General features: G+C 33.6%; 19 protein-coding genes and 2 tRNA genes. 7 read left to right on the top strand and 14 right to left on the bottom strand.

Annotation, left to right across the window (positions count from 1 at the left end):
* Positions 1-3: 3 nt before the first annotated feature.
* Positions 4-462 carry a GNAT family N-acetyltransferase gene (locus tag B2745_RS15760; protein ID WP_304068629.1) on the bottom strand — a complete coding sequence of 153 codons (459 nt, stop codon included), beginning with the start codon at positions 460-462 and terminating at the stop codon, positions 4-6.
* Positions 459-1,151 (bottom strand): YggS family pyridoxal phosphate-dependent enzyme, encoded by a 693-nt coding sequence (locus B2745_RS15755; RefSeq protein WP_304068626.1) that lies wholly within the window; start codon positions 1,149-1,151, stop codon positions 459-461. Before B2745_RS15755 ends, B2745_RS15760 begins: the two co-directional genes overlap by 4 nt.
* A gap of 39 nt (positions 1,152-1,190) precedes the next feature.
* Here B2745_RS15755 and B2745_RS15750 point away from each other — a divergent pair, with 39 nt between their 5' ends.
* The 3 genes from B2745_RS15750 (at position 1,191) to B2745_RS15740 (ending at position 5,286) form a co-directional block, all read left to right on the top strand.
* Positions 1,191-1,730 carry a DUF4296 domain-containing protein gene (locus B2745_RS15750; RefSeq protein ID WP_304068623.1) on the top strand — a complete coding sequence of 180 codons (540 nt, stop codon included), beginning with the start codon at positions 1,191-1,193 and terminating at the stop codon, positions 1,728-1,730.
* A 27-nt stretch (positions 1,731-1,757) separates the two neighbouring features.
* A complete protein-coding gene (locus B2745_RS15745; protein WP_304068621.1) occupies positions 1,758-4,124 on the top strand; it encodes an endonuclease MutS2 in 2,367 nt (788 codons plus the stop codon).
* Positions 4,125-4,188: 64 nt separating this feature from the next.
* On the top strand, positions 4,189-5,286 hold the full coding sequence (locus tag B2745_RS15740; protein WP_304068618.1) for a PQQ-dependent sugar dehydrogenase: 1,098 nt from the start codon (positions 4,189-4,191) through the stop codon (positions 5,284-5,286).
* 25 nt (positions 5,287-5,311) lie between these two features.
* Here the strand turns inward: B2745_RS15740 and queG are convergent, their stop codons facing one another.
* The 3 genes from queG to B2745_RS15725 all read right to left on the bottom strand — a co-directional run bounded on the left by queG (position 5,312) and on the right by B2745_RS15725 (position 8,402).
* Positions 5,312-6,217 (bottom strand): tRNA epoxyqueuosine(34) reductase QueG, encoded by a 906-nt coding sequence (gene queG, locus B2745_RS15735; protein ID WP_304068615.1) that lies wholly within the window; start codon positions 6,215-6,217, stop codon positions 5,312-5,314.
* A gap of 136 nt (positions 6,218-6,353) precedes the next feature.
* Positions 6,354-6,962 (bottom strand): TIGR04282 family arsenosugar biosynthesis glycosyltransferase, encoded by a 609-nt coding sequence (locus B2745_RS15730; protein ID WP_304068613.1) that lies wholly within the window; start codon positions 6,960-6,962, stop codon positions 6,354-6,356.
* 69 nt (positions 6,963-7,031) lie between these two features.
* Positions 7,032-8,402, bottom strand: a complete 1,371-nt coding sequence (locus B2745_RS15725; protein WP_304068610.1) for an NAD-dependent succinate-semialdehyde dehydrogenase — start codon at positions 8,400-8,402, stop codon at positions 7,032-7,034.
* A 58-nt stretch (positions 8,403-8,460) separates the two neighbouring features.
* Between B2745_RS15725 and B2745_RS15720 the strand changes: the two genes are divergently transcribed.
* Together B2745_RS15720 and B2745_RS15715 are read left to right on the top strand one after the other, a co-directional pair.
* Positions 8,461-9,360 (top strand): YitT family protein, encoded by a 900-nt coding sequence (locus B2745_RS15720; RefSeq protein WP_026903066.1) that lies wholly within the window; start codon positions 8,461-8,463, stop codon positions 9,358-9,360.
* Positions 9,361-9,430: 70 nt separating this feature from the next.
* Positions 9,431-10,705, top strand: coding sequence for a sensor histidine kinase (locus B2745_RS15715; protein WP_304068607.1), 1,275 nt, complete (start codon positions 9,431-9,433; stop codon positions 10,703-10,705).
* On the opposite strand, the gene kdsB is transcribed toward B2745_RS15715, so the two are convergent.
* The 3 genes from kdsB to trpS are packed head-to-tail and all read right to left on the bottom strand — an operon-like array spanning position 10,683 to position 13,103.
* Entirely contained in the window at positions 10,683-11,435 is a 753-nt protein-coding gene (gene kdsB / locus B2745_RS15710; RefSeq protein ID WP_304068604.1) for a 3-deoxy-manno-octulosonate cytidylyltransferase, read from the bottom strand. The two genes, B2745_RS15715 and kdsB, sit on opposite strands and share 23 nt — an antisense overlap.
* Before the next feature lie 6 nt (positions 11,436-11,441).
* Entirely contained in the window at positions 11,442-12,059 is a 618-nt protein-coding gene (locus B2745_RS15705; protein WP_026903069.1) for a deoxynucleoside kinase, read from the bottom strand.
* Positions 12,060-12,107: 48 nt separating this feature from the next.
* A complete protein-coding gene (gene trpS, locus B2745_RS15700; protein WP_304068602.1) occupies positions 12,108-13,103 on the bottom strand; it encodes a tryptophan--tRNA ligase in 996 nt (331 codons plus the stop codon).
* A gap of 122 nt (positions 13,104-13,225) precedes the next feature.
* On the opposite strand from trpS, the gene B2745_RS15695 reads away from it, so the two are divergent.
* Together B2745_RS15695 and gatC are read left to right on the top strand one after the other, a co-directional pair.
* Positions 13,226-13,891: a lysophospholipid acyltransferase family protein gene (locus B2745_RS15695; protein WP_349681789.1), complete on the top strand. Its 666-nt coding sequence runs from the start codon at positions 13,226-13,228 to the stop codon at positions 13,889-13,891.
* Between the two features lie 9 nt (positions 13,892-13,900).
* Positions 13,901-14,191 (top strand): Asp-tRNA(Asn)/Glu-tRNA(Gln) amidotransferase subunit GatC, encoded by a 291-nt coding sequence (gene gatC, locus B2745_RS15690; protein ID WP_304068596.1) that lies wholly within the window; start codon positions 13,901-13,903, stop codon positions 14,189-14,191.
* A 323-nt stretch (positions 14,192-14,514) separates the two neighbouring features.
* On the opposite strand, the gene B2745_RS15685 is transcribed toward gatC, so the two are convergent.
* The 6 genes from B2745_RS15685 to B2745_RS15660 form a co-directional block, all read right to left on the bottom strand.
* Positions 14,515-14,590 (bottom strand) — tRNA-Lys (locus B2745_RS15685).
* A gap of 51 nt (positions 14,591-14,641) precedes the next feature.
* Positions 14,642-14,717 (bottom strand) — tRNA-Lys (locus B2745_RS15680).
* Positions 14,718-15,091: 374 nt separating this feature from the next.
* Positions 15,092-15,550, bottom strand: coding sequence for a PA2169 family four-helix-bundle protein (locus B2745_RS15675; RefSeq protein WP_026903073.1), 459 nt, complete (start codon positions 15,548-15,550; stop codon positions 15,092-15,094).
* Between the two features lie 53 nt (positions 15,551-15,603).
* Positions 15,604-16,653 carry an META domain-containing protein gene (locus B2745_RS15670; protein ID WP_304068593.1) on the bottom strand — a complete coding sequence of 350 codons (1,050 nt, stop codon included), beginning with the start codon at positions 16,651-16,653 and terminating at the stop codon, positions 15,604-15,606.
* A gap of 74 nt (positions 16,654-16,727) precedes the next feature.
* Positions 16,728-17,096 (bottom strand): methylglyoxal synthase, encoded by a 369-nt coding sequence (locus B2745_RS15665; RefSeq protein WP_026903074.1) that lies wholly within the window; start codon positions 17,094-17,096, stop codon positions 16,728-16,730.
* Between the two features lie 16 nt (positions 17,097-17,112).
* Positions 17,113-18,345: a nucleoside recognition domain-containing protein gene (locus tag B2745_RS15660; RefSeq protein ID WP_304068590.1), complete on the bottom strand. Its 1,233-nt coding sequence runs from the start codon at positions 18,343-18,345 to the stop codon at positions 17,113-17,115.
* Positions 18,346-18,355: the final 10 nt, after the last annotated feature.

Genomic DNA, 18,355 nt, shown 5'->3' with positions numbered 1-18,355 from the left:
AAGTTAGAATTTTTGTATTTGTTGGCTGGATAATGAAGCATTAAGCCAGCCATTTTCTAAGTAAGCTTCATATTTTCTATAAAAATTTATAGCAGGCTCATTCCAATCAAGTACTTGCCAAACCATACCTTTATAGCCTTTTTCTTTAGCTTCTTGTATGGTGCGCTCAAATAATAGTTTGCCAATTCCTCGGCCACGCATCTTTTCAGTAACAATAAAATCCTCAAGATATAAACGGCAGCCTTTCCAGGTAGAGTAGCGTATGTAAAACAAAGCAAAGCCTTCTACTTTACCCTCAATTTCTGCTACAAAAGCTTTCCAAACGGGCTTTTCTCCAAAACCAGCATCAATAAACTCTTCTAAAGTAACGGTAACCTCATCAGGTGCTTTTTCATAAAGGGCAAGTTCATGAATCAACTCTAACATTCTTGGGCAGTCTAATTTTTGGGCTTCTCTAATCATTCTACGTTTTTAAAATGCTTAATTACTCTTTTGCCAAAAATATCGCTTCCAATTCTTATCATGGTAGAGCCTTGTTCTATGGCAATTTTATAATCGGTAGACATACCCATAGAAATTTCTTTAAATCCATCATCTTTCCTAAAATAAGAGGTTTTTATACCATCAAATAAAGTTTTAAGCTCGTAAAACTCTTCCTTTATTTGCTTCTCGTTATCAGAATTGGTTGCGATTCCCATTAAGCCAACAATTTTTATGTTTTGTAAGCTTGCAAATTCATCAGAGCGTAATAAATCTATCACCTCATCAAAACCTAAACCGTATTTTGTTTCTTCATCGGCAATGTAAACTTGTAATAAGCAATTGATAACCCTATTATTTTTTGCAGCTTGCTTATTAATTTCTTGTAATAGCTTTAAACTATCAACCGAGTGGATGAGGTGTATAAAAGGGGCAATGTATTTTACTTTATTGGTTTGTAAATGGCCAATTAAATGCCATTCTATATCTTTTGGTAGGGCTTCATGCTTCTCTACCAATTCTTGCACATGGTTTTCTCCAAACAAACGTTGCCCAGCCAAATAAGCTTCCATAATATCTTCAACTGGTTTTGTTTTAGAAACAGCAATGAGTTTTACATCTTCTTGCTCTATCTCTTTTTTTAGTTTTAATAAATTATCTGTAATGCTCATTTATCTGTAATTTTAGCTTTTTAAATGGTAAAAATACGAATGAAAAAATTGCTGGCTTTGTTTTGTTTACTTATTTTTTTTGTAGCCTGTAACAATGATGATAAGCCTGATAACTTGATAGCCGAAGATGAAATGGCTAATGTATTGATTGATATGCACTTAAGTGATGCTGCTTTGGATGTTAGATTTAATCAGGATTCTTTATTGATTTTTGCCAAAGACCGCTATAACTATGTTTTTAACAGGCATCAAATAGATTCTGCAAAGTTTAGCACCAGCTTAAAATATTATGGTAAAAATACCGAGCAGATGAAAGAGATATATGAAGTTGTTGAGGATAGTTTGTTAAGAATGCAAGATGAAATCAATAAAGAACAGTTAAGAACTTTAAGATTGCCGCTTAAATTTATTGATAGTTTAAACAAAGCAATTATTAGCAGTAGTCTAATTTATAAGCTTAAAAAAGACTCTGTTGCTAAAACTGTGGATTTAAATAAAGGAATCATCCGTAAAGAGATTAAAGAAATACAACGTCAAACACAAGATAGCCTTAGGGTTAGAAGAAGGCCTATTAAATAGGTGTTTCAAGTTTAATTTGAGCAGTAGATGATTTATCCAGTAAATAGTTTAGACAAATTAGGTTTTGATGAGATAAAAGCCAACATCAGATCTTTTTGTATGAGTGATATGGGGCGTGGAATGGTGGATAAAATCCAGTTCATGGCTAATTATGATCAGATAATTAAGTTCTTGAAGCAAACGCAAGAGTTTAAAAATATCATTAAGAACGATCAGCCTTTATCCATCCAAAGTTTTTTTGACATCAAAAGACTTTCTGATAAAGCCAAAATAGAAGGTACTTTTTTAAGTGAGGAAGAGTTTTTTCAGATTTATAATTCTTTGCTTACAGTTTTTGCGGTTATCAAATATTTTGAAGAGCGGAATGGCTTGTATCCTAATTTAGAAGCACTGTTTGAGCATTTACCTATAGAAAAAAGCATCATTAAAAATATAGAAGCGATTATAGATGTTAAGGGTAAAATCAAGAATAATGCATCTAAAGAATTAGCTTATTTAACTGATGCTATTGCCAAAGCAGAACAAGATGCCCGTAAAAAAGTAGACCAGATTTATAAAAATGCCCAACAAAACAACTGGGTTGCCGATGGTAGTTTAACCGTTAGAGATGGTAGAATTTGTATCCCTATTTTAGCAGAAAATAAAAGGAAATTAAAAGGTTTTGTTCATGATGAGTCTGCATCTGGGCAAACCGTTTACATAGAACCCGAAGAAGTTTTTAACCTCAATAACCTAATAAGGGATATGGAGTTTGAGCGCAGAAGGGAAATCATCAAAATTTTAACCGACTTAACAGATAAAACTCGCCCTTACGTACCTATTTTATATTCTTATCATAACTTTTTAACCAAGCTGGATTTTGTAAGGGCAAAAGCACTTTTTGCTATTGAAATTGATGCAGAAATGCCTGTTGTTTTAAAAGATACGAGGTTAAAATTGGTGAATGCTCGTCATCCTTTATTGGTTATAGGGGCAAAGCAAAACGGAAAACCTGTAGTGCCTTTAAATATGCATTTAGACGAGAAAACTAGGATTTTATTGGTTTCTGGGCCTAATGCAGGAGGTAAATCCGTAGCCATGAAAACCGTAGGCTTATTACAAATTATGGTACAAGCCGGTTTGTTGGTGCCTGTGGCAGAGGAATCAGAATTTGGCATATTTAAACAGCTTTTTGCTGATATTGGAGACGATCAATCCATAGAAAGCGATTTAAGTACTTATAGCGCTCATCTATCAAAAATGAAATACTTTACGGAGTTTTCCAACGCCAAAACTTTGGTATTGATAGATGAATTTGGTACCGGTACCGATCCTCAATTTGGTGGGCCCATTGCTGAGGCTGTTTTAGAAATCATCAACAAGAAAAACGCTTTTGGAGTAATCACCACACACTATTCTAATCTGAAAATATTTGCTAATCATACCACTGGTATTGAAAATGCATCTATGATTTTTGATAATATCCATCTGCAACCGCTTTACATGTTAGAGATGGGTAAGCCTGGCAGTTCTTATGCTTTTGAAATTGCACAAAAAATTGGTTTATCTAAACAATTGCTAGATTTAGCGAAGAGTAAAATCAGTATACAGCAAAGAAAAGTAGATACTTTATTGATTGATTTAGAACGTGATAAAAAAGAAGTTTTAGAGAAAAAGATTGAGATAGATAAGCTTCAGAGAAAAGCAAAATCATTACTAGATGAGAATGAGAAGTTAAAAGCTTTTTATGATGAAAATAAGAAAAACCTCCTCAAAGAAGCCAAGCTTGAAGCGCAACAAATCATTAAAAATGCCAATAAACTTGTAGAAAATACCATTGCTGAGATAAAAGAAAGCAAAGCTGATAAAGAAAAGACTCAGGAATTGAGAAGTCAGCTTCATACAGAGCTTAAAAAGAACGAAATAAAGGCAGAAAAGCCAAAGCAAATTACTAATGAAACTGTAGAGGTTAAAGAAGGTGATTGGATTAAGCTAACAGATTCTGGTAATATAGCTCAAGTTTTAGAAGTTAATAAAGATAATTTGATTATTGCTTTTGGCGAGTTAAGGTCTGTTGTGAAAAAAAATAGGGCTATAAAGGTTTCTAATAGCGAGGTACCCAAAGACATTCGTAAACTTAGCAGAGTAACCCATACGCAGTCTGCTGCGGATTTTGTAAGTGAAATAGATGTAAGAGGTAAGAGAGGTGACGATGCGCTATACGAAATAGAAAAATATCTGGATAAAGCCATTATGTTTAATATGAATTCTTTTAAAGTGATACATGGTAAAGGCGATGGTATTTTAAGGAAATTGATAAGAAATTACCTGAAAAAATATAGCGAAGTAAGCAGAATGGAAGACGAACATGCCGATAGGGGCGGGGATGGGATTACTTATGTATATCTTAAATAGCTTGATAATCAAGGTGTAAAAACTATTTCTTGCAGATAAACGTTTATATTTCAAAATCCCTATTATGAAATATAGTTTATTAAGCTTTGCACTATTCTTTCTCTTTATAAGCTGTGAAAAGAAAGGACAACAAGAGGAAACACCTTTAGCTGATGCAGAATTTGCTACAACAGAAATGGCAACAGGGCTTTCTCATCCTTGGGAAATTATTTATGGTCCAGATGATCATATTTGGTTTACAGAGCGTAGTGGCAAAATTAGCAGACTAGAAATAGCAACTAAACAAGTAAAACCTTTATTTACCATTCCTGATATTGATGCTAGAGGAGAAGGCGGATTGCTAGGAATGGCTTTACATCCTAACTTTGCTACCGAGCCCTATGTTTATGTGGTTTACAATTATAACAGACTAGGTGTTTACACAGAAAAAGTAGTGAGGTATACCTACAATAATCAAACCCTAAATAGTCCTTTAGTTCTGTTAGATAATATCCCAGCCGCTAATATTCATAATGGAAGTAGATTGCTTATATCGCCTGATTTAAAGCTTTTTATTACAACCGGGGATGCTAATAATACTGCACTGGCACAAAACAAAAATTCTTTAGCTGGTAAGGTTTTAAGAATTAACCTAAATGGGAGTATACCTGCTGATAACCCTATGCCAGATAGTGAAATTTGGTCTTTTGGGCATCGTAATGCACAAGGATTGGTGATGGTAGATGGAAAATTATATGCATCAGAACATGGTCCTAATACCGATGATGAGATAAATTTGATAGAGAAAAATCGTAATTATGGATGGCCGAATGTTGTAGGCGCTTGTGATAATAGTGCAGAAAATACCTTCTGTACAAACAATAATGTTGCCGCACCCTTACAAACTTGGACACCAACCATAGCCACCGCCGGATTAACTTATTACAACCATAACAGCATACCGCAATGGAAAAACTCTTTGCTATTGGTTACTTTAAAAGCTAGTAAATTGGTCCAACTAAAACTAAATGATGCAGGTACAGCTATAGTAGCTAGTCAAGATTTTTTTGGAGCACAATACGGAAGAAAGAGAGCTATTTGTGTGGCACCAGATGGTAAAGTTTATTTTTCTACCAGTAATGGTATAAATGATAAAATCATAGAAATCAGTAGGTCTAATTAGGTTACTTAAATTAGTAGTTTATATTTTATTTGGATTTTAAGAAATTAATGTTGCGTTTTAATCCTACTAATTTGGTTCGCTTTACAGCAGATTTTTTAAATAATTTTGAAAAAACATCATCAGTAATTTCTTCCCAGTCTTTTTTATTTAAATGTAGTAAATCTGGATGAGGGTTAAATTGCTCTTCTTGATGCGGGGTAGAAAAACTATTCCATGGGCAAACATCTTGGCAAATATCACAACCAAACATCCAGTTGTCCATTTTACCTTTAAACTCATGAGGAATTTGCTCTTTTAGCTCTATGGTTAAGTAAGAGATACATTTGCTGCCATCAACCAAATAAGGTTTAATAATAGCTTCAGTAGGGCAGGCATCAATACACCTGGTACAGGTTCCACAGTGGTCGGTTTGGAACGGGTGGTCGTAAGCTAATTCTAAATCAATAATCAGCTCTGCTAAAAAGAAAAAAGACCCAGATTTTTTATTCAAGAGATTACTGTTTTTTCCAATCCAACCTATACCAGCTTTTTTTGCCCAAGTTTTGTCTAAAACGGGTGCAGAATCAACAAAAGCTCTTCCGGCTACCTCTCCTATATTTTGCGATATAAATTGCTGTAAAGCTTTTAATTTATCTTTTATAACAAAGTGATAATCGGTGCCATACGCATATTTTGATATTTTAGGGGCTTCGGGGTCAGTTTGCTTTTGGGGAGTATAATAGTTTAATGCAACAGAAATGATAGATTTTGCGCCATCAACCAGCAATCTTGGGTCTAATCTTTTGTCAAAATGATTTTCCATATAAGACATCTTTCCATGTCTTCCTTCTTTTAACCATTGTTCAAGCTTGGGCGCTTCTTCTTCAAGAAAACCAGCTTTGGCAATACCGCAAAACATAAAGCCTAAGCGTTCTGCTTCAGCTTTTATCATGTGAGTATATGCTTGCTGTTTACTATCCACTTTACAAAGATAGCTTAAAGATTTTAGATATAATCTTTAGCTACTAGACCTGTAATTTGTGTTTCTTAAAAGTTAATTAGTATTGTAGTTCAGGTATATATGTGTTTTATTTAATAATATGCTTTAGGTGAGGGGTAAGGTCTTCAACAGTATCAATATCTGATAAGGTTTTTAGTAAGTGATAAGATAAATTGGCTGCTTTACACTTCTGTACAGTACTCTTCAATACTTGTTCCGTACTCCATTCAATCTCCGTAAAAAGTTGTTTATTCATTTTACTTAATCCAATTAGATAATAGCCACCATCTTTTGCTGGTCCAAGTACAACATCATGATTTTGAAGTGTTTTAAAGGCTTCTTCAATAATATGGCTACTTAAATCATAACAGTCAGATCCCATAATGATAACCTGTTCATACCCTTTGTTAAAAATGTCTTCAAAGGCTTGGGCCATTCTGCCACCCAAATCACTTTCTATCTGATAGGCATGGGTATAATTCCCTTCCTTCCAATCTAATTTTTTCTCTGACACCTTGTCATAATAAAGAAACTTATCTATTTTTAAATTTCTAGTAATCAGATTTGTATTATTTAAAAGTTCAATATATACTTTAAGTGCTTTTTCATTTCCAATACTTGCTGCCAATCTGGTTTTTGCTCGGCCTAGTTCTGGATATTTGAGGAATATAATGAGTGCTTCTTTGCTTTCTTGCATGCTATAATTATTGATTTAGTATCAATTTTACTAATGTCATTTACGATGTTGTATATCTTTGGGTTTTACTTATTCTTGAATATAAACGGTTTTAATATTCAAAAACTCTCTCATCCCAATTAAGCTTAACTCCCTACCATAGCCAGATTGGTTAATTCCGCCGAAAGGTAATCTAGGGTCAGACTTTACCAAACTATTTACAAAGCAAGAACCTGCTTGTAGTTTTTCTTTAGCTATCTGTTCTCCTTTAGCTAAGTCTTTAGTGAAAATAGCTCCTCCTAATCCAAAACAAGTATCATTAGCTAGCTTGATAGCATCTTCTTCATTTTTGGCAGTTATCATAGCGGAAACTGGTCCAAATAGTTCATCATCATAAGCAGGCATTCCTTTTTTTACATTTGTGAGTACCGTTGGTGGATAAAAAGCTCCTTTGCCTTCTGGAATAAAGCCTCCTAAAATACATTTTGCACCTTTCTCGATGCTTTCTGTTACTTGTTGGTGTAATTCATCTCTAAGATCTGTTCTGGCCATAGGGCCTAAATCTATACCTTTCTCTAAGGGATTACCATATCTTTTAGACTTCATTTTGGATAAAAAAAGTGCAGTAAAAGCTTTTTCAACAGTTTTCACCACAATAAAACGTTTAGCTGCAATACAGCTTTGTCCGTTATTGATTAGGCGTGAATTTACACATATTTCAGCAGCTTGCTCTAGGTCAGCATCTTCAAGAATAATATAAGGGTCGCTACCTCCAAGTTCTAAAACTGTCTTTTTAAGTAATTCGCCAGCTTTTTTAGCTACTTGTATACCGGCTTGCGTACTTCCGGTTAAAGTGATAGCTTTTACTAGCGGATTTTCTATCACCACTGCTGAGTTTTTACTATCACAAAGCAAAGTTTGAAAAATACCTTTTGGGAAGCCTGCGGCATCAACCAGTTTTTCTATAGCCAAAGCACAAGCACTAACATTTGAGGCATGTTTTAATAAACCAGCATTGCCAGCCATTAATGCTGGAGCGAGGAATCTAAAAACTTGCCAATAAGGGAAATTCCAAGGCATAATGGCCAAAATAATACCCAAGGGTTGGTAGCTGATAAAACTTTTTTTAGCATCGGTATCAACCATTTCATCTTTAAGAAATTCTTCGGCATGTTTGGCATAATACTCACATACAGATGCGCATTTTTTTACTTCTGCAATACCGTCTGCTATAGGTTTTCCCATCTCTTCTGTAACAAGTTTTGCCAAATGCTCTTGCTGATGAATAAGTTGTTGAGCTAGGTTATTCATCCAAACTGCCCTTTGCGATATGGTTGTTTGCTGATAGTTTATCCACGCTTGCTGTGCTTGTTGAACTTTATTTGCTAGCTGTTTTTGGTTATGTTGTTTGTAACTAGCAAGTTGCTTTCCGTTGTAAGGGTTAATACTTTTTAAATTCATAACTATTTTAATAAAAAATCTCAGCTTTACTTACAAAATTTGTTATTTTAAAGCGCTAATGAGAGTAAAAAAGAAAGTTAAGTACGCTTATCAAAAATCAGACCCTAAAGTTTTTATAAAAGAGACTTTGTTTGTGGTCTTAGGTATATCTTCCGCAGCTTTTGGCTTAAAAAGTTTTTTACTTCCCAATCATTTTTTGGATGGCGGTGCAATGGGAATCTCTTTGATGTTGTATATTTTAGGAGGTATTCCGCTTTCTATTTGGGTTGTATTGGTTAATATTCCATTTGTATTGCTAGGCTCTAAACAAATATCAAGGGCTTTTGCTATCAAAACTATTCTGGCCATTACAGGCCTTGCTATTATGCTTAGTTTTAATTTTTATCCTATCGTTACTACAGATAAACTATTGATTTCTGTTTTTGGAGGATTTTTTCTGGGTGCAGGCATTGGTTTAACCATCAGGGGTGGGGCTGTAATTGATGGTACAGAAGTTTTGGCTCTTTATTTAAGTAGAAAAATAAGTTTAAGTGTTGGCGATATCATCTTGTTATTTAATATCATCATTTTTGGATTTGCTGCTTTTTTAATCAATATAGAAACAGCTTTGTATGCGATATTAACTTATTTAGCGGCCTCTAAAACCGTTGATTTTATCATTCATGGTATTGAGGAGTATATTGGTGTAACCATAATTTCTGCCGAGAGTGAGGAGATTAGACAAGCTGTTATTAAAATTATGGGAAGAGCTGTCACCATTTACAAAGGTGAACGTGGCTATGTAAAGAATGTGCCATTAGAAGAAAGAGGTTTAAACATTGTCTTTACCGTAGTTACCAGATTAGAGGTAACCAGATTAAAAAATTTGGTTAAAAGTATAGATAAGCAGGCATTTATTGTAATGCATACTGTTGATGATACTTACGGTGGTATGGTTAAGCCTAGACCTTTACATTAAATCTTAATAGTAAAACAAAATATTATGAATTAAATTGTTTAGATTTAATACAAAATTAACACGCTCAACAATGAACTATTTTTCTCTGAGCACCATTAAATCAGAGAGGAATGATGTATTTCACTTATTTTTAACCACACTGAATAAATGTACTCATGTGGATGAGATAGAGGGGGTACTAAATTCCTATATCTTCTCTCTTTTAAGAGGCTCTGCAATAAAATTCTGCTTTAATTACAAGGGTAAATACTGGACATCTCATCAAGTTAGAGATATAGATGCTACATCTTTAAACTTTGTAGATAAACGAGCCGAACATAAGATTTTTATGGATGGAAAATCTATCTATTGCAGTCATAAGGCCGATATGTTGAGGTTTAATATCCCTTTTTTTGGTATCGATAATTTAGCAAGCCCCTTTAAAGCAATACTAGCCTTACCGTTATCTGGTTTTAAAGATGTACAAATGGTCATCACTGTAGGATACATTCATGAATATCCAGAATTAGATGAAGACTTTAATTTCTTAAAGCTTATAGCAGATACTTTATGTCATAAACTCCATCAGCTTTTTTTGGTGGAGAGTTTAGAGCATCAACATCAACAAATGAGTGCGCAAAATGCTCAGATAAAGGTGTTAAAAGAAGAGTTAGAAAGTAGGATAGAGCAGAGAACAGAAGATTTAAATAATATCAATAAAGAGTTAAAAACACTGTTTTACCATACCTCTCACGATTTTAGAGCTCCATTAACCAACATACATGGTGTGGTTAATTTACTCAAAGAAACTCAAGATGGTAGCCAGATGCTAGATTTGCTTGGCTATATAGAACTTTCTGTAAAAGGTTTGTACAGGATGTTGTATAAGCTTAACGCTTTATCCTCTTTAGAAATCCATGAAAATGAAGAAATTAACCTGCCAAATTTTATAACCGAACTTAAAGCGCAATTAGAAGAAGTTTCCAAAACGAAAAAAGTAAACCTACAATTGATAGATCATATACAAAAACCATTAATTTTTAGTAGATTTTTGTTAAGTGTTATCATGGAAAATCTTATTGAGAATAGTATTAAATATTCTCATCATGTAGCTAATATAAAAGCAAGTTTATCTTTATCAAATCATCATTTAACGATAATAGTTGAGGATGATGGTGAGGGAATATCAGACCAGATAAAAGACCATATTTTTACTATGTATTATCGCGGAAATGTAAAGTCTGATGGTAACGGCTTAGGATTGTATTTGATTAAAAAGATTATCGAGTATAAAAAGGGAAGTATCGGATATGAAAATTTAAACCCGGGTACGCAATTTAAAATTACGATACCTTATCATTCTTAATAGCTTCTAAAACTTTGTTAACATCAGCAGGAGTATCAATAGCTAAAGTATCTGTTTGTGTGATGGCAACTTTAATATTAAAACCGTTTTCTATCCATCTTAATTGCTCTAAGCCCTCGGCTTTTTCTAAACTACCTATTTCTAACTGAGAGATGATACTTAAAGTAGGTGTTTTGTATCCGTAAATGCCTATATGCTTATAAAAAGTATGTTTTTCTAGCCATTTGGTAGATTCTACATCTCTTACATAGGGTAGCGTTTGTCTGCTAAAATATATAGCCTCTTTTTTGTTATTTAATAACACCTTTGGGGTGTTAAAATTATAAAGCTCCTCATAAGTTTCAATCTTTTTAACCAGAGTAGCTATCTGGGTTGATATATCATTGAAGCAGCCTGCTACTAAATTAATCTGATTAGGGTCTATCAAAGGTTCATCACCTTGAATATTTATCAGGGCATCAAAACCACTTACTTTTTGGGCAACTTCTGCACATCTATCGGTTCCACTTATGTGTGTGTCGGCAGTCATGATAACATTTCCGCCAAATTGTTTAACGGCTTGAAATATTTTGGTATCATCTGTAGCTACAATAACATCAGCCAAAGAGCTGGCCTGCTGTGTTTGCTCATAAACCCTTTGGATCATGGATTTTCCTGCTAAATCTATCAAAGGTTTACCCGGAAAACGGGTAGAAGCAAATCTGGCAGGGATAACACCTAATATTTTCATTAAAAATTATTTAAATAAACCGTTAATTTCTCTTTCTATACTTTCTATAACGATACTTAAATCATCTGGTTTATTAGCAAAATCAAGTTTATCTTTATCCAAAATGAGTAATTTTCCTGATTTATAGCTTTTAATCCATTTATCGTACTTCTCATTTAGTTTCTGTAGATAATCTAAACGTATACTTGCCTCATATTCGCGTCCTCTTCTTTGTATATTTTCTACCAAAGTAGGTACGGATGCTTTTAAATAAATTAATAAATCAGGCGGTTTAATATAAGCTGTAATATTATCAAAGATAGATTGATAGTTTTCGTAATCTCTACTGGTCATTAAGCCCATTTCATGAAGATTCTCAGCAAAAATATAGGCATCCTCATAAATGGTACGGTCTTGTATGATGTTTTTGTTGCTACTTTGGATATCTCTAATCTGCTGAAACCTACTGTTTAAGAAGTAAATCTGTAAATTAAAGCTCCATCTTTTCATGTCGCTATAAAAATCTTCTAAATACGGATTGTTATCAACAGCCTCAAACATGGCTTCCCAATTATAATTTTTGGCTAATAATTCGGTAAGGGTGGTTTTTCCGGCTCCTATATTACCAACAACGGCTATATGCATAATGCTTTATTGTTCTGAAAAAAATGCTCTAATTTCTCTAAATTAAAATTAAAATGGTCTGAAACCAATTATTTCTCTTACTTCTTTTATCGTTTTTGATGCGCTTTCTCTCGCCTTCTCGGCCCCAAGTATAGCAACTTTATGCAAAAGACTTGTGTTTTTAGCTATATCTTCAATTTTTAATCTGATATCTGCTGTGGCCAAAATCATATCTTCAGCAATTTGCTTTTTAAAATCGCCATATCTTATGGTGCAGCTATTATAAGCAGTTTCAAAATACTGATAAGTATCTTCTGTTGATACTACCTTCATCAAGTCAAAAAGATTTTGTATTTCTTGAGGCTTTTCTTGGTTTTCTACCGTTGGGCCACTATCGGTAACAGCTTTCATTACCTTCTTTTTGATGATTTCTGGGCTGTCTGATAAATAAACCGCATTCATTTCTCCTTCAGATTTTCCCATTTTACCTTTACCATCTAAGCCAGGTATTTTAACCAATTGCTCAGAAAAATTAAAAGCATAAGGCTCTTTAAAATAATCTGTTTGGTATAAGTTGTTAAAACGGTTACCAAAAGTACGGGCCATTTCTAAATGTTGTTCTTGATCTTTCCCAACAGGTACTTTTGTAGCATGGTGTAAAATAATATCAGCAGCCATTAAAACCGGATAGGTTAATAAACCTGCATTAACATTTTGAGGTTGTGAGCGTACTTTATCTTTAAAAGAAGTGCTTCTTTCCAGCTCGCCCAAATAGGCATTCATGTTTAGATACAGGTAAAGCTCGGTTACCTCAGGCACATCAGATTGGACGTATAATGTACATTTTTCTGGGTCTAAGCCGGCTGCCAGGTATTCTACCAATACATGTTTAACATTACCATGTAGATTTTCTGGTGTTGGATGTGTAGTTAAAGAATGATAATCTGCAATAAAAAAGAAACAATTATATTGCTCCTGCATTTTAATGAAATTTTTTACAGCACCGTAATAATTTCCCAGATGTAATTTTCCTGTGGACCTTATGCCACTAACAACAGTTTCCATATAGGCAACGAAAGTACAGAAAATTTCTATTTTTGAAATTGATGAAACAAATTTTGAAACAGCTGCATCTTTATTTTTACCATTTGATGGTGTTACTGTTTTATTTTCTTTTATATCCGTGGTTGTATGGTTATTCAAGAAATCAGCGTAGTTACCATAAACTCAATAAAATAAGACAGTGGAATGCCAAATTAGCCTGTTTTTTTTCTGGTATCAGGTACACCTATCATTTTAAAGAAAAAATAGATTGGAGTAAAACTTATATTGTTTGCGCTAACCATTCTTCTAATATGGATATTTTAGCTATGACCATGCTGATGAAAAATAATTTTTTCTTTATGGGGAAAGATGAGCTGCTGAATAATCCATTAACAGCTCTTTATTTTAAAACTATAGATGTACCTGTAAATAGGCAAAGTAAAATATCATCGTACAGGGCTTTTAAAACCGCTGGAGAACGATTAAAGGAAGGGATGTCTTTAATGATTTTTCCGGAAGGTAAAATAGGAGATGAGTATCCTCCACTTTTACATCCCTTTAAAAATGGACCTTTTAAATTAGCTATCAGTTTAAAAATCCCTATTTTACCGGTAAGCATTGTAAACAATTGGGAGCTACTTTGGGATGATGGTAAACGCTACGGTTCTAAACCCGGTAAATGCAACATCATGATTCATGAACCGGTATACACAGAAAACTTATCAGAAAAAGATGAAGAAAATCTTAAAAATAATGTTTTTGAAATCGTACATTCGGCATTAAATTATAAAATTTACAAGGATAGTTAGCTTATTCTGATGAAAATTGATAAAGAAACAGTAGATAAAATAGCTCATTTGGCTAGGTTAGTTTTAACAGAAGAAGAAAAAAATAGATCTATTGAAGAACTAAGCGAGATTCTTAGTTTTATGGAAAAGCTAGGCGAATTAGATACCACCGGTGTAGAACCTCTTATCTATATGAATGAGCATGTGAATGTATTGAGGCCAGATGAAGTGATACAAGAAATAAGTAGGGAAGAAGCTTTAAGCAATGCGCCACTTAAAAATGAAGCTTATTTTAAGGTTTCTAAAGTGATAGAGAAGTAATAAAAGTTAGCGCAAATTTTTTCCGTTCAAGTAATAAGCTTATAAGTGGGTGGAATGATTGATGATTATTTTTCGTTGCTGGTATCGGTTATTAATCTTCTAGATAATCAAAGAGAATAGGTAAATTATATGATACGCTCACAGGCTTTCCGTTTTGTGTGCCAGGTATCCAGTTTGGTAGAGAACTTATCATTTTCTTTACCTCCTTATTTACAATCTTATCTATGCCTTAGTTTGATCCCCAAATAGCGTATAAAATCTTTTTGATAAATGCAAAAAAGCTCTGTCAGGTTTATCTAACAGAGCTTTTTATTTGAAAATATTGGTGATCCCGCTGGGATTCGAACCCAGGACCACTACATTAAAAGTGTAATGCTCTACCAGCTGAGCTACGGAATCAATTTCTTATTTGGATAAAAAAAGCCTCACTTGCTGAGGCTTGTGTATTACTGGTGATCCCGCTGGGATTCGAACCCAGGACCACTACATTAAAAGTGTAATGCTCTACCAGCTGAGCTACGGAATCATACTTTCATGTTTGTGTTAAACGTTTTCTTGAAAGTTGTGCAAAGATAGTGTTCTAAGCTATATCATGCAAATGATTTTTGCCTTTTTTTAGAAGCTATTGAACTTTAAGGGGTTAAAATTTTTTGATGATAAAATCAGCATCTTAAAATAGCTCAAAAATAAATATAGGAGTTTGTTCAGCGGTTTTATCAACGTTGGATTTTTATTTACCATTGCAGATGTAATACCTATTTATAGGAGTAATATCACCAAACAATTATAAAAAAAGAAGGCTGTCTTTATAAAATCATCATTAGGGTGCTTAGCGTTAGCAGACACACTGTTTAATAAATGATTTTAAAGGCAGCCTTTTAGATAAATCTTGATTAAAAATTAATCAACCTGCTGATCTCTCAAAGCTTTAATTTGATCATGAGATAATCTTAAAGATTGTTTTTGCTCAGAAACCATAGTGATGATATGTGCAGGTAAATCCTCTTCTTTAAGTGCAGCTTCATAAGCTTTTTGTGCGGCATCTTCACCAAACTCGCAACTTGCTAAAATAGATTTTCTATCGTGTCCTGTAAAAGCGGCTTTAACATCCATCCATGCTCTGTAAATTTTACCGCTGGTAGTAGTCTCGCTTTCTATATCAGCACCTAAAACACTTAGTTCTGTTGCTAAGGCCATTTTATAGCGATGACTTTCTCTAATCATATCAGCAAATAAAACTTTTAAATCTGCATCTTCATCTTTTAATTCTTTAATGGCTCTTTCATAGCCTACAATTCTGTCGTTATTGATTTTTACTAAATCATTCAGAATCTCTGTTGTCATTGCAATTGTTTCCATGGTATTCATATTTTTTGATGTATACCAAGTTTTACAATTACTGTTCCAAATGTTTATCTTGTAAAAGAAAGTAATAAAGATTGGCCATTAAAAAAGTTTAATTTACCATCTACCAACATAAAATGATTTGTTTTTTGCAAGGCTTCAGAGAACTTTTGTTCAATCGTTAATGCAGGACAAGCCATCATAGTACTTATAATTTTCTCAATTTTAATCGAATGATTATTAATACTATATGTTGCGCCAAAGTTGTTACATCCCAAATTTCCATTCAGCTGTTTGCTTTCTGTTTGAAAATTTATAAAAAGTAGTTTCTCTTGTGCTACTTGTTTTATAGTTTCATCCTTCATATAGGATAAATGCCATTTACCTGCCAATTCAAAGTCTTCTTGTAAGATATAGCCACAGCCTTTTAATATTTTATTTGGCTCAATAAGTTCTACATATTTATCGGCTTGTGCCCCAGACATATCATTAATACAAGGAAAGTTATAAATTTTAAATGTTATTGATGCAGCATTATTTTTAGCCTTAAATATAGAAACATCCTTTTTGTAGTTGCTTTCAAAAATCTTAAATATGATATCCTCTTCTCCTAATTGTTTAAGTTTAAGAGATTGGTTTGACAGAATTTCTACCGACCAAAATGGCTCATTACCTTGTCCTAAAAAGTTAACTTGATTTTTTTTTAGATTAGAAAAGTCTGCTTTGTAGGTGCTATCATCTGTAATTTTAAATAGGTTATAACGATAGGCAAGGTTTCCAGTTATTATTTCTCTTTTTTGAGAAAGCATAGTTAGTTTGTCTTTTTTATATAAATAAGCTTGCTGGTTGTTTTGCTCATTTAAAACTAAGACCGAGTCATTTACAATTTTCCAGCTATCTTTAACTGTATAAACTTCGTCTGCTTTATCTAAATAAATGGTTTTTTTATGGTAAGTAAAATCAGGAAATAGCTGAATATAGGTTCTCATTCCTGAGCAGTCTGCACAAGGTAATTCTCCAAGATAATGACCGTAAAGTGGTTGCGATTTAAAGTTTTTTTGGCTGGCACAGGATAAAAGCAATACAGCACCAGAGAATATAGCAAATAATTTTTTCATCAATAATTAGTTTAACGCCGATAAGTTGGTATTTAATGTTTTACTGGCGTTAAACTAAATTAATTTTTATTTGGCTATTCCTCAATACCTAAAAGTAAGAATTTTGCTGTTGCAGGATTAGTGGCTAAAGGTACATTGTGTACATCGCAAATTCTTAAAAGCATTTGTACATCTGGCTCGTGTGGATGCTTGCCTAGTGGGTCTCTAAAAAACAAAATACAGTCTAACAAACCTTCTGCAGCCATAGCGGCAATTTGAGCATCGCCACCATTTGGACCACTTAGTTTTTTGGTTACTGTAAGACCGGTTCTTTCTATATGTCCACCGGTAGTACCTGTTGCCACTAGATCCATACGAGCTAAAATTTCTTTAAAATCTTTTACAAAAGCTACCATTTCTGCTTTTCTTCCATCATGGGCAATAAGAGCAATACGTTTCTTCATTTTATATCTGTTTTTATTATCCGAAAAATATATAAGCTAAAAATATAGCGGCAATTAAACCAACAAAATCAGCAACTAAGCCGCAAACAAGTGCATGTCTGGTATTTTTTATTCCAACAGAGCCAAAATATACTGCTAAAACATAAAAAGTGGTTTCTGATGAACCTTGTATAATGCTGGCTAATCTTCCCTGAAAAGAATCGGCACCGTAGGTGGTCATTACATCAACCATTAAACCTCTGGCACCGCCACCACTTAGCGTTTTCATTAAGCCAACAGGTAGTGCAGGCACAAAAGAAGTATCAAGACCAGCAAGGGCAACCAAACTTCCAATTCCGTTTACCAGATAATCCATACAGCCTGTATTTCTAAAAGCACTAATGGCAACTAATATGGCTATCAAGAAGGGGATAATCATCACGGCAGTGGAAAAACCTTCTTTAGCACCGTCTATAAAAGCATCGTAAACATTAATTTTTTTAACAGCACCATAGCCTATAAAAAGCATAATAATGGAGAAAATTAATAATCCGCCAATTAATCCTGTAATATTTTCTATTTCTTTTGGTGGTAAGCCATTTAAACCAAAATATAAGGCTGCCATTAGACCTGCAAAAAAGCCTAAAAATAAAAGTACTGGAAGTTTAAAAAGGTTTATTTTTTGATAGATGGCTACTGCTATCATTCCAGAAATAAACGAAATAAAAGTACCTATTAAAGAGGGGATAAAAATATCTGCCGGATTAGCAGCACCATTGGCCAGTCTTAACGCAATTACAGAAGTAGGAATTAGTGTAATACCTGCTGTATTCAATACCAGAAACATAATTTGGGCATTGGTAGCGGTGTTTTTATCCGGATTAATTTCTTGAAGTTCTTGCATGGCTTTAAGGCCTACTGGAGTAGCAGCATTGTCTAAACCGAGCATATTAGCAGAAAAATTCATGATGATGGAGCCATTGGCCGGATGGTTTTTAGGTACGCCAGGAAATAATTTGCTAAAAAAAGGATTTACTCCTTTTGCAAATAAAGTTATCATACCCGCTTTTTCCCCAATTTTCATGATACCTAACCAAAATGTCATGATGCCAATTAAACCTAAAGATATTTCTCCGCCGGTTTTAGCACTCTCAAACATCCCGTTCATCACATTGGTGAAGATGGTTGTATCACCAAAGAAAAAAAGCTTAATACAAGCTACAATAAAAGAAATTAGGAAGAATGCTATCCAAACGTAATTTAATGCCATAATGATTTTA

The sequence above is a fragment of the Pedobacter glucosidilyticus genome (genome assembly GCF_002483235.1).
Taxonomy (GTDB): Bacteria; Bacteroidota; Bacteroidia; order Sphingobacteriales; family Sphingobacteriaceae; genus Pseudopedobacter; species Pseudopedobacter glucosidilyticum_B.
Note: the sequence above shows the minus strand (reverse complement) of the source record. Positions and strands in the feature narration are given on the sequence as shown.

Coding starts and splice junctions, on each gene's coding strand:
- B2745_RS15760 (WP_304068629.1), bottom strand. CDS start 462: ATGATTAGAGAAGCCCAAAAATTAGACTGCCCAAGAATGTTAGAGTTG.
- B2745_RS15755 (WP_304068626.1), bottom strand. CDS start 1,151: ATGAGCATTACAGATAATTTATTAAAACTAAAAAAAGAGATAGAGCAA.
- B2745_RS15750 (WP_304068623.1), top strand. CDS start 1,191: ATGAAAAAATTGCTGGCTTTGTTTTGTTTACTTATTTTTTTTGTAGCC.
- B2745_RS15745 (WP_304068621.1), top strand. CDS start 1,758: ATGATTTATCCAGTAAATAGTTTAGACAAATTAGGTTTTGATGAGATA.
- B2745_RS15740 (WP_304068618.1), top strand. CDS start 4,189: ATGAAATATAGTTTATTAAGCTTTGCACTATTCTTTCTCTTTATAAGC.
- queG (WP_304068615.1), bottom strand. CDS start 6,217: ATGATAAAAGCTGAAGCAGAACGCTTAGGCTTTATGTTTTGCGGTATT.
- B2745_RS15730 (WP_304068613.1), bottom strand. CDS start 6,962: ATGCAAGAAAGCAAAGAAGCACTCATTATATTCCTCAAATATCCAGAA.
- B2745_RS15725 (WP_304068610.1), bottom strand. CDS start 8,402: ATGAATTTAAAAAGTATTAACCCTTACAACGGAAAGCAACTTGCTAGT.
- B2745_RS15720 (WP_026903066.1), top strand. CDS start 8,461: ATGAGAGTAAAAAAGAAAGTTAAGTACGCTTATCAAAAATCAGACCCT.
- B2745_RS15715 (WP_304068607.1), top strand. CDS start 9,431: ATGAACTATTTTTCTCTGAGCACCATTAAATCAGAGAGGAATGATGTA.
- kdsB (WP_304068604.1), bottom strand. CDS start 11,435: ATGAAAATATTAGGTGTTATCCCTGCCAGATTTGCTTCTACCCGTTTT.
- B2745_RS15705 (WP_026903069.1), bottom strand. CDS start 12,059: ATGCATATAGCCGTTGTTGGTAATATAGGAGCCGGAAAAACCACCCTT.
- trpS (WP_304068602.1), bottom strand. CDS start 13,103: ATGGAAACTGTTGTTAGTGGCATAAGGTCCACAGGAAAATTACATCTG.
- gatC (WP_304068596.1), top strand. CDS start 13,901: ATGAAAATTGATAAAGAAACAGTAGATAAAATAGCTCATTTGGCTAGG.
- B2745_RS15675 (WP_026903073.1), bottom strand. CDS start 15,550: ATGGAAACAATTGCAATGACAACAGAGATTCTGAATGATTTAGTAAAA.
- B2745_RS15670 (WP_304068593.1), bottom strand. CDS start 16,653: ATGAAAAAATTATTTGCTATATTCTCTGGTGCTGTATTGCTTTTATCC.
- B2745_RS15665 (WP_026903074.1), bottom strand. CDS start 17,096: ATGAAGAAACGTATTGCTCTTATTGCCCATGATGGAAGAAAAGCAGAA.
- B2745_RS15660 (WP_304068590.1), bottom strand. CDS start 18,345: ATGGCATTAAATTACGTTTGGATAGCATTCTTCCTAATTTCTTTTATT.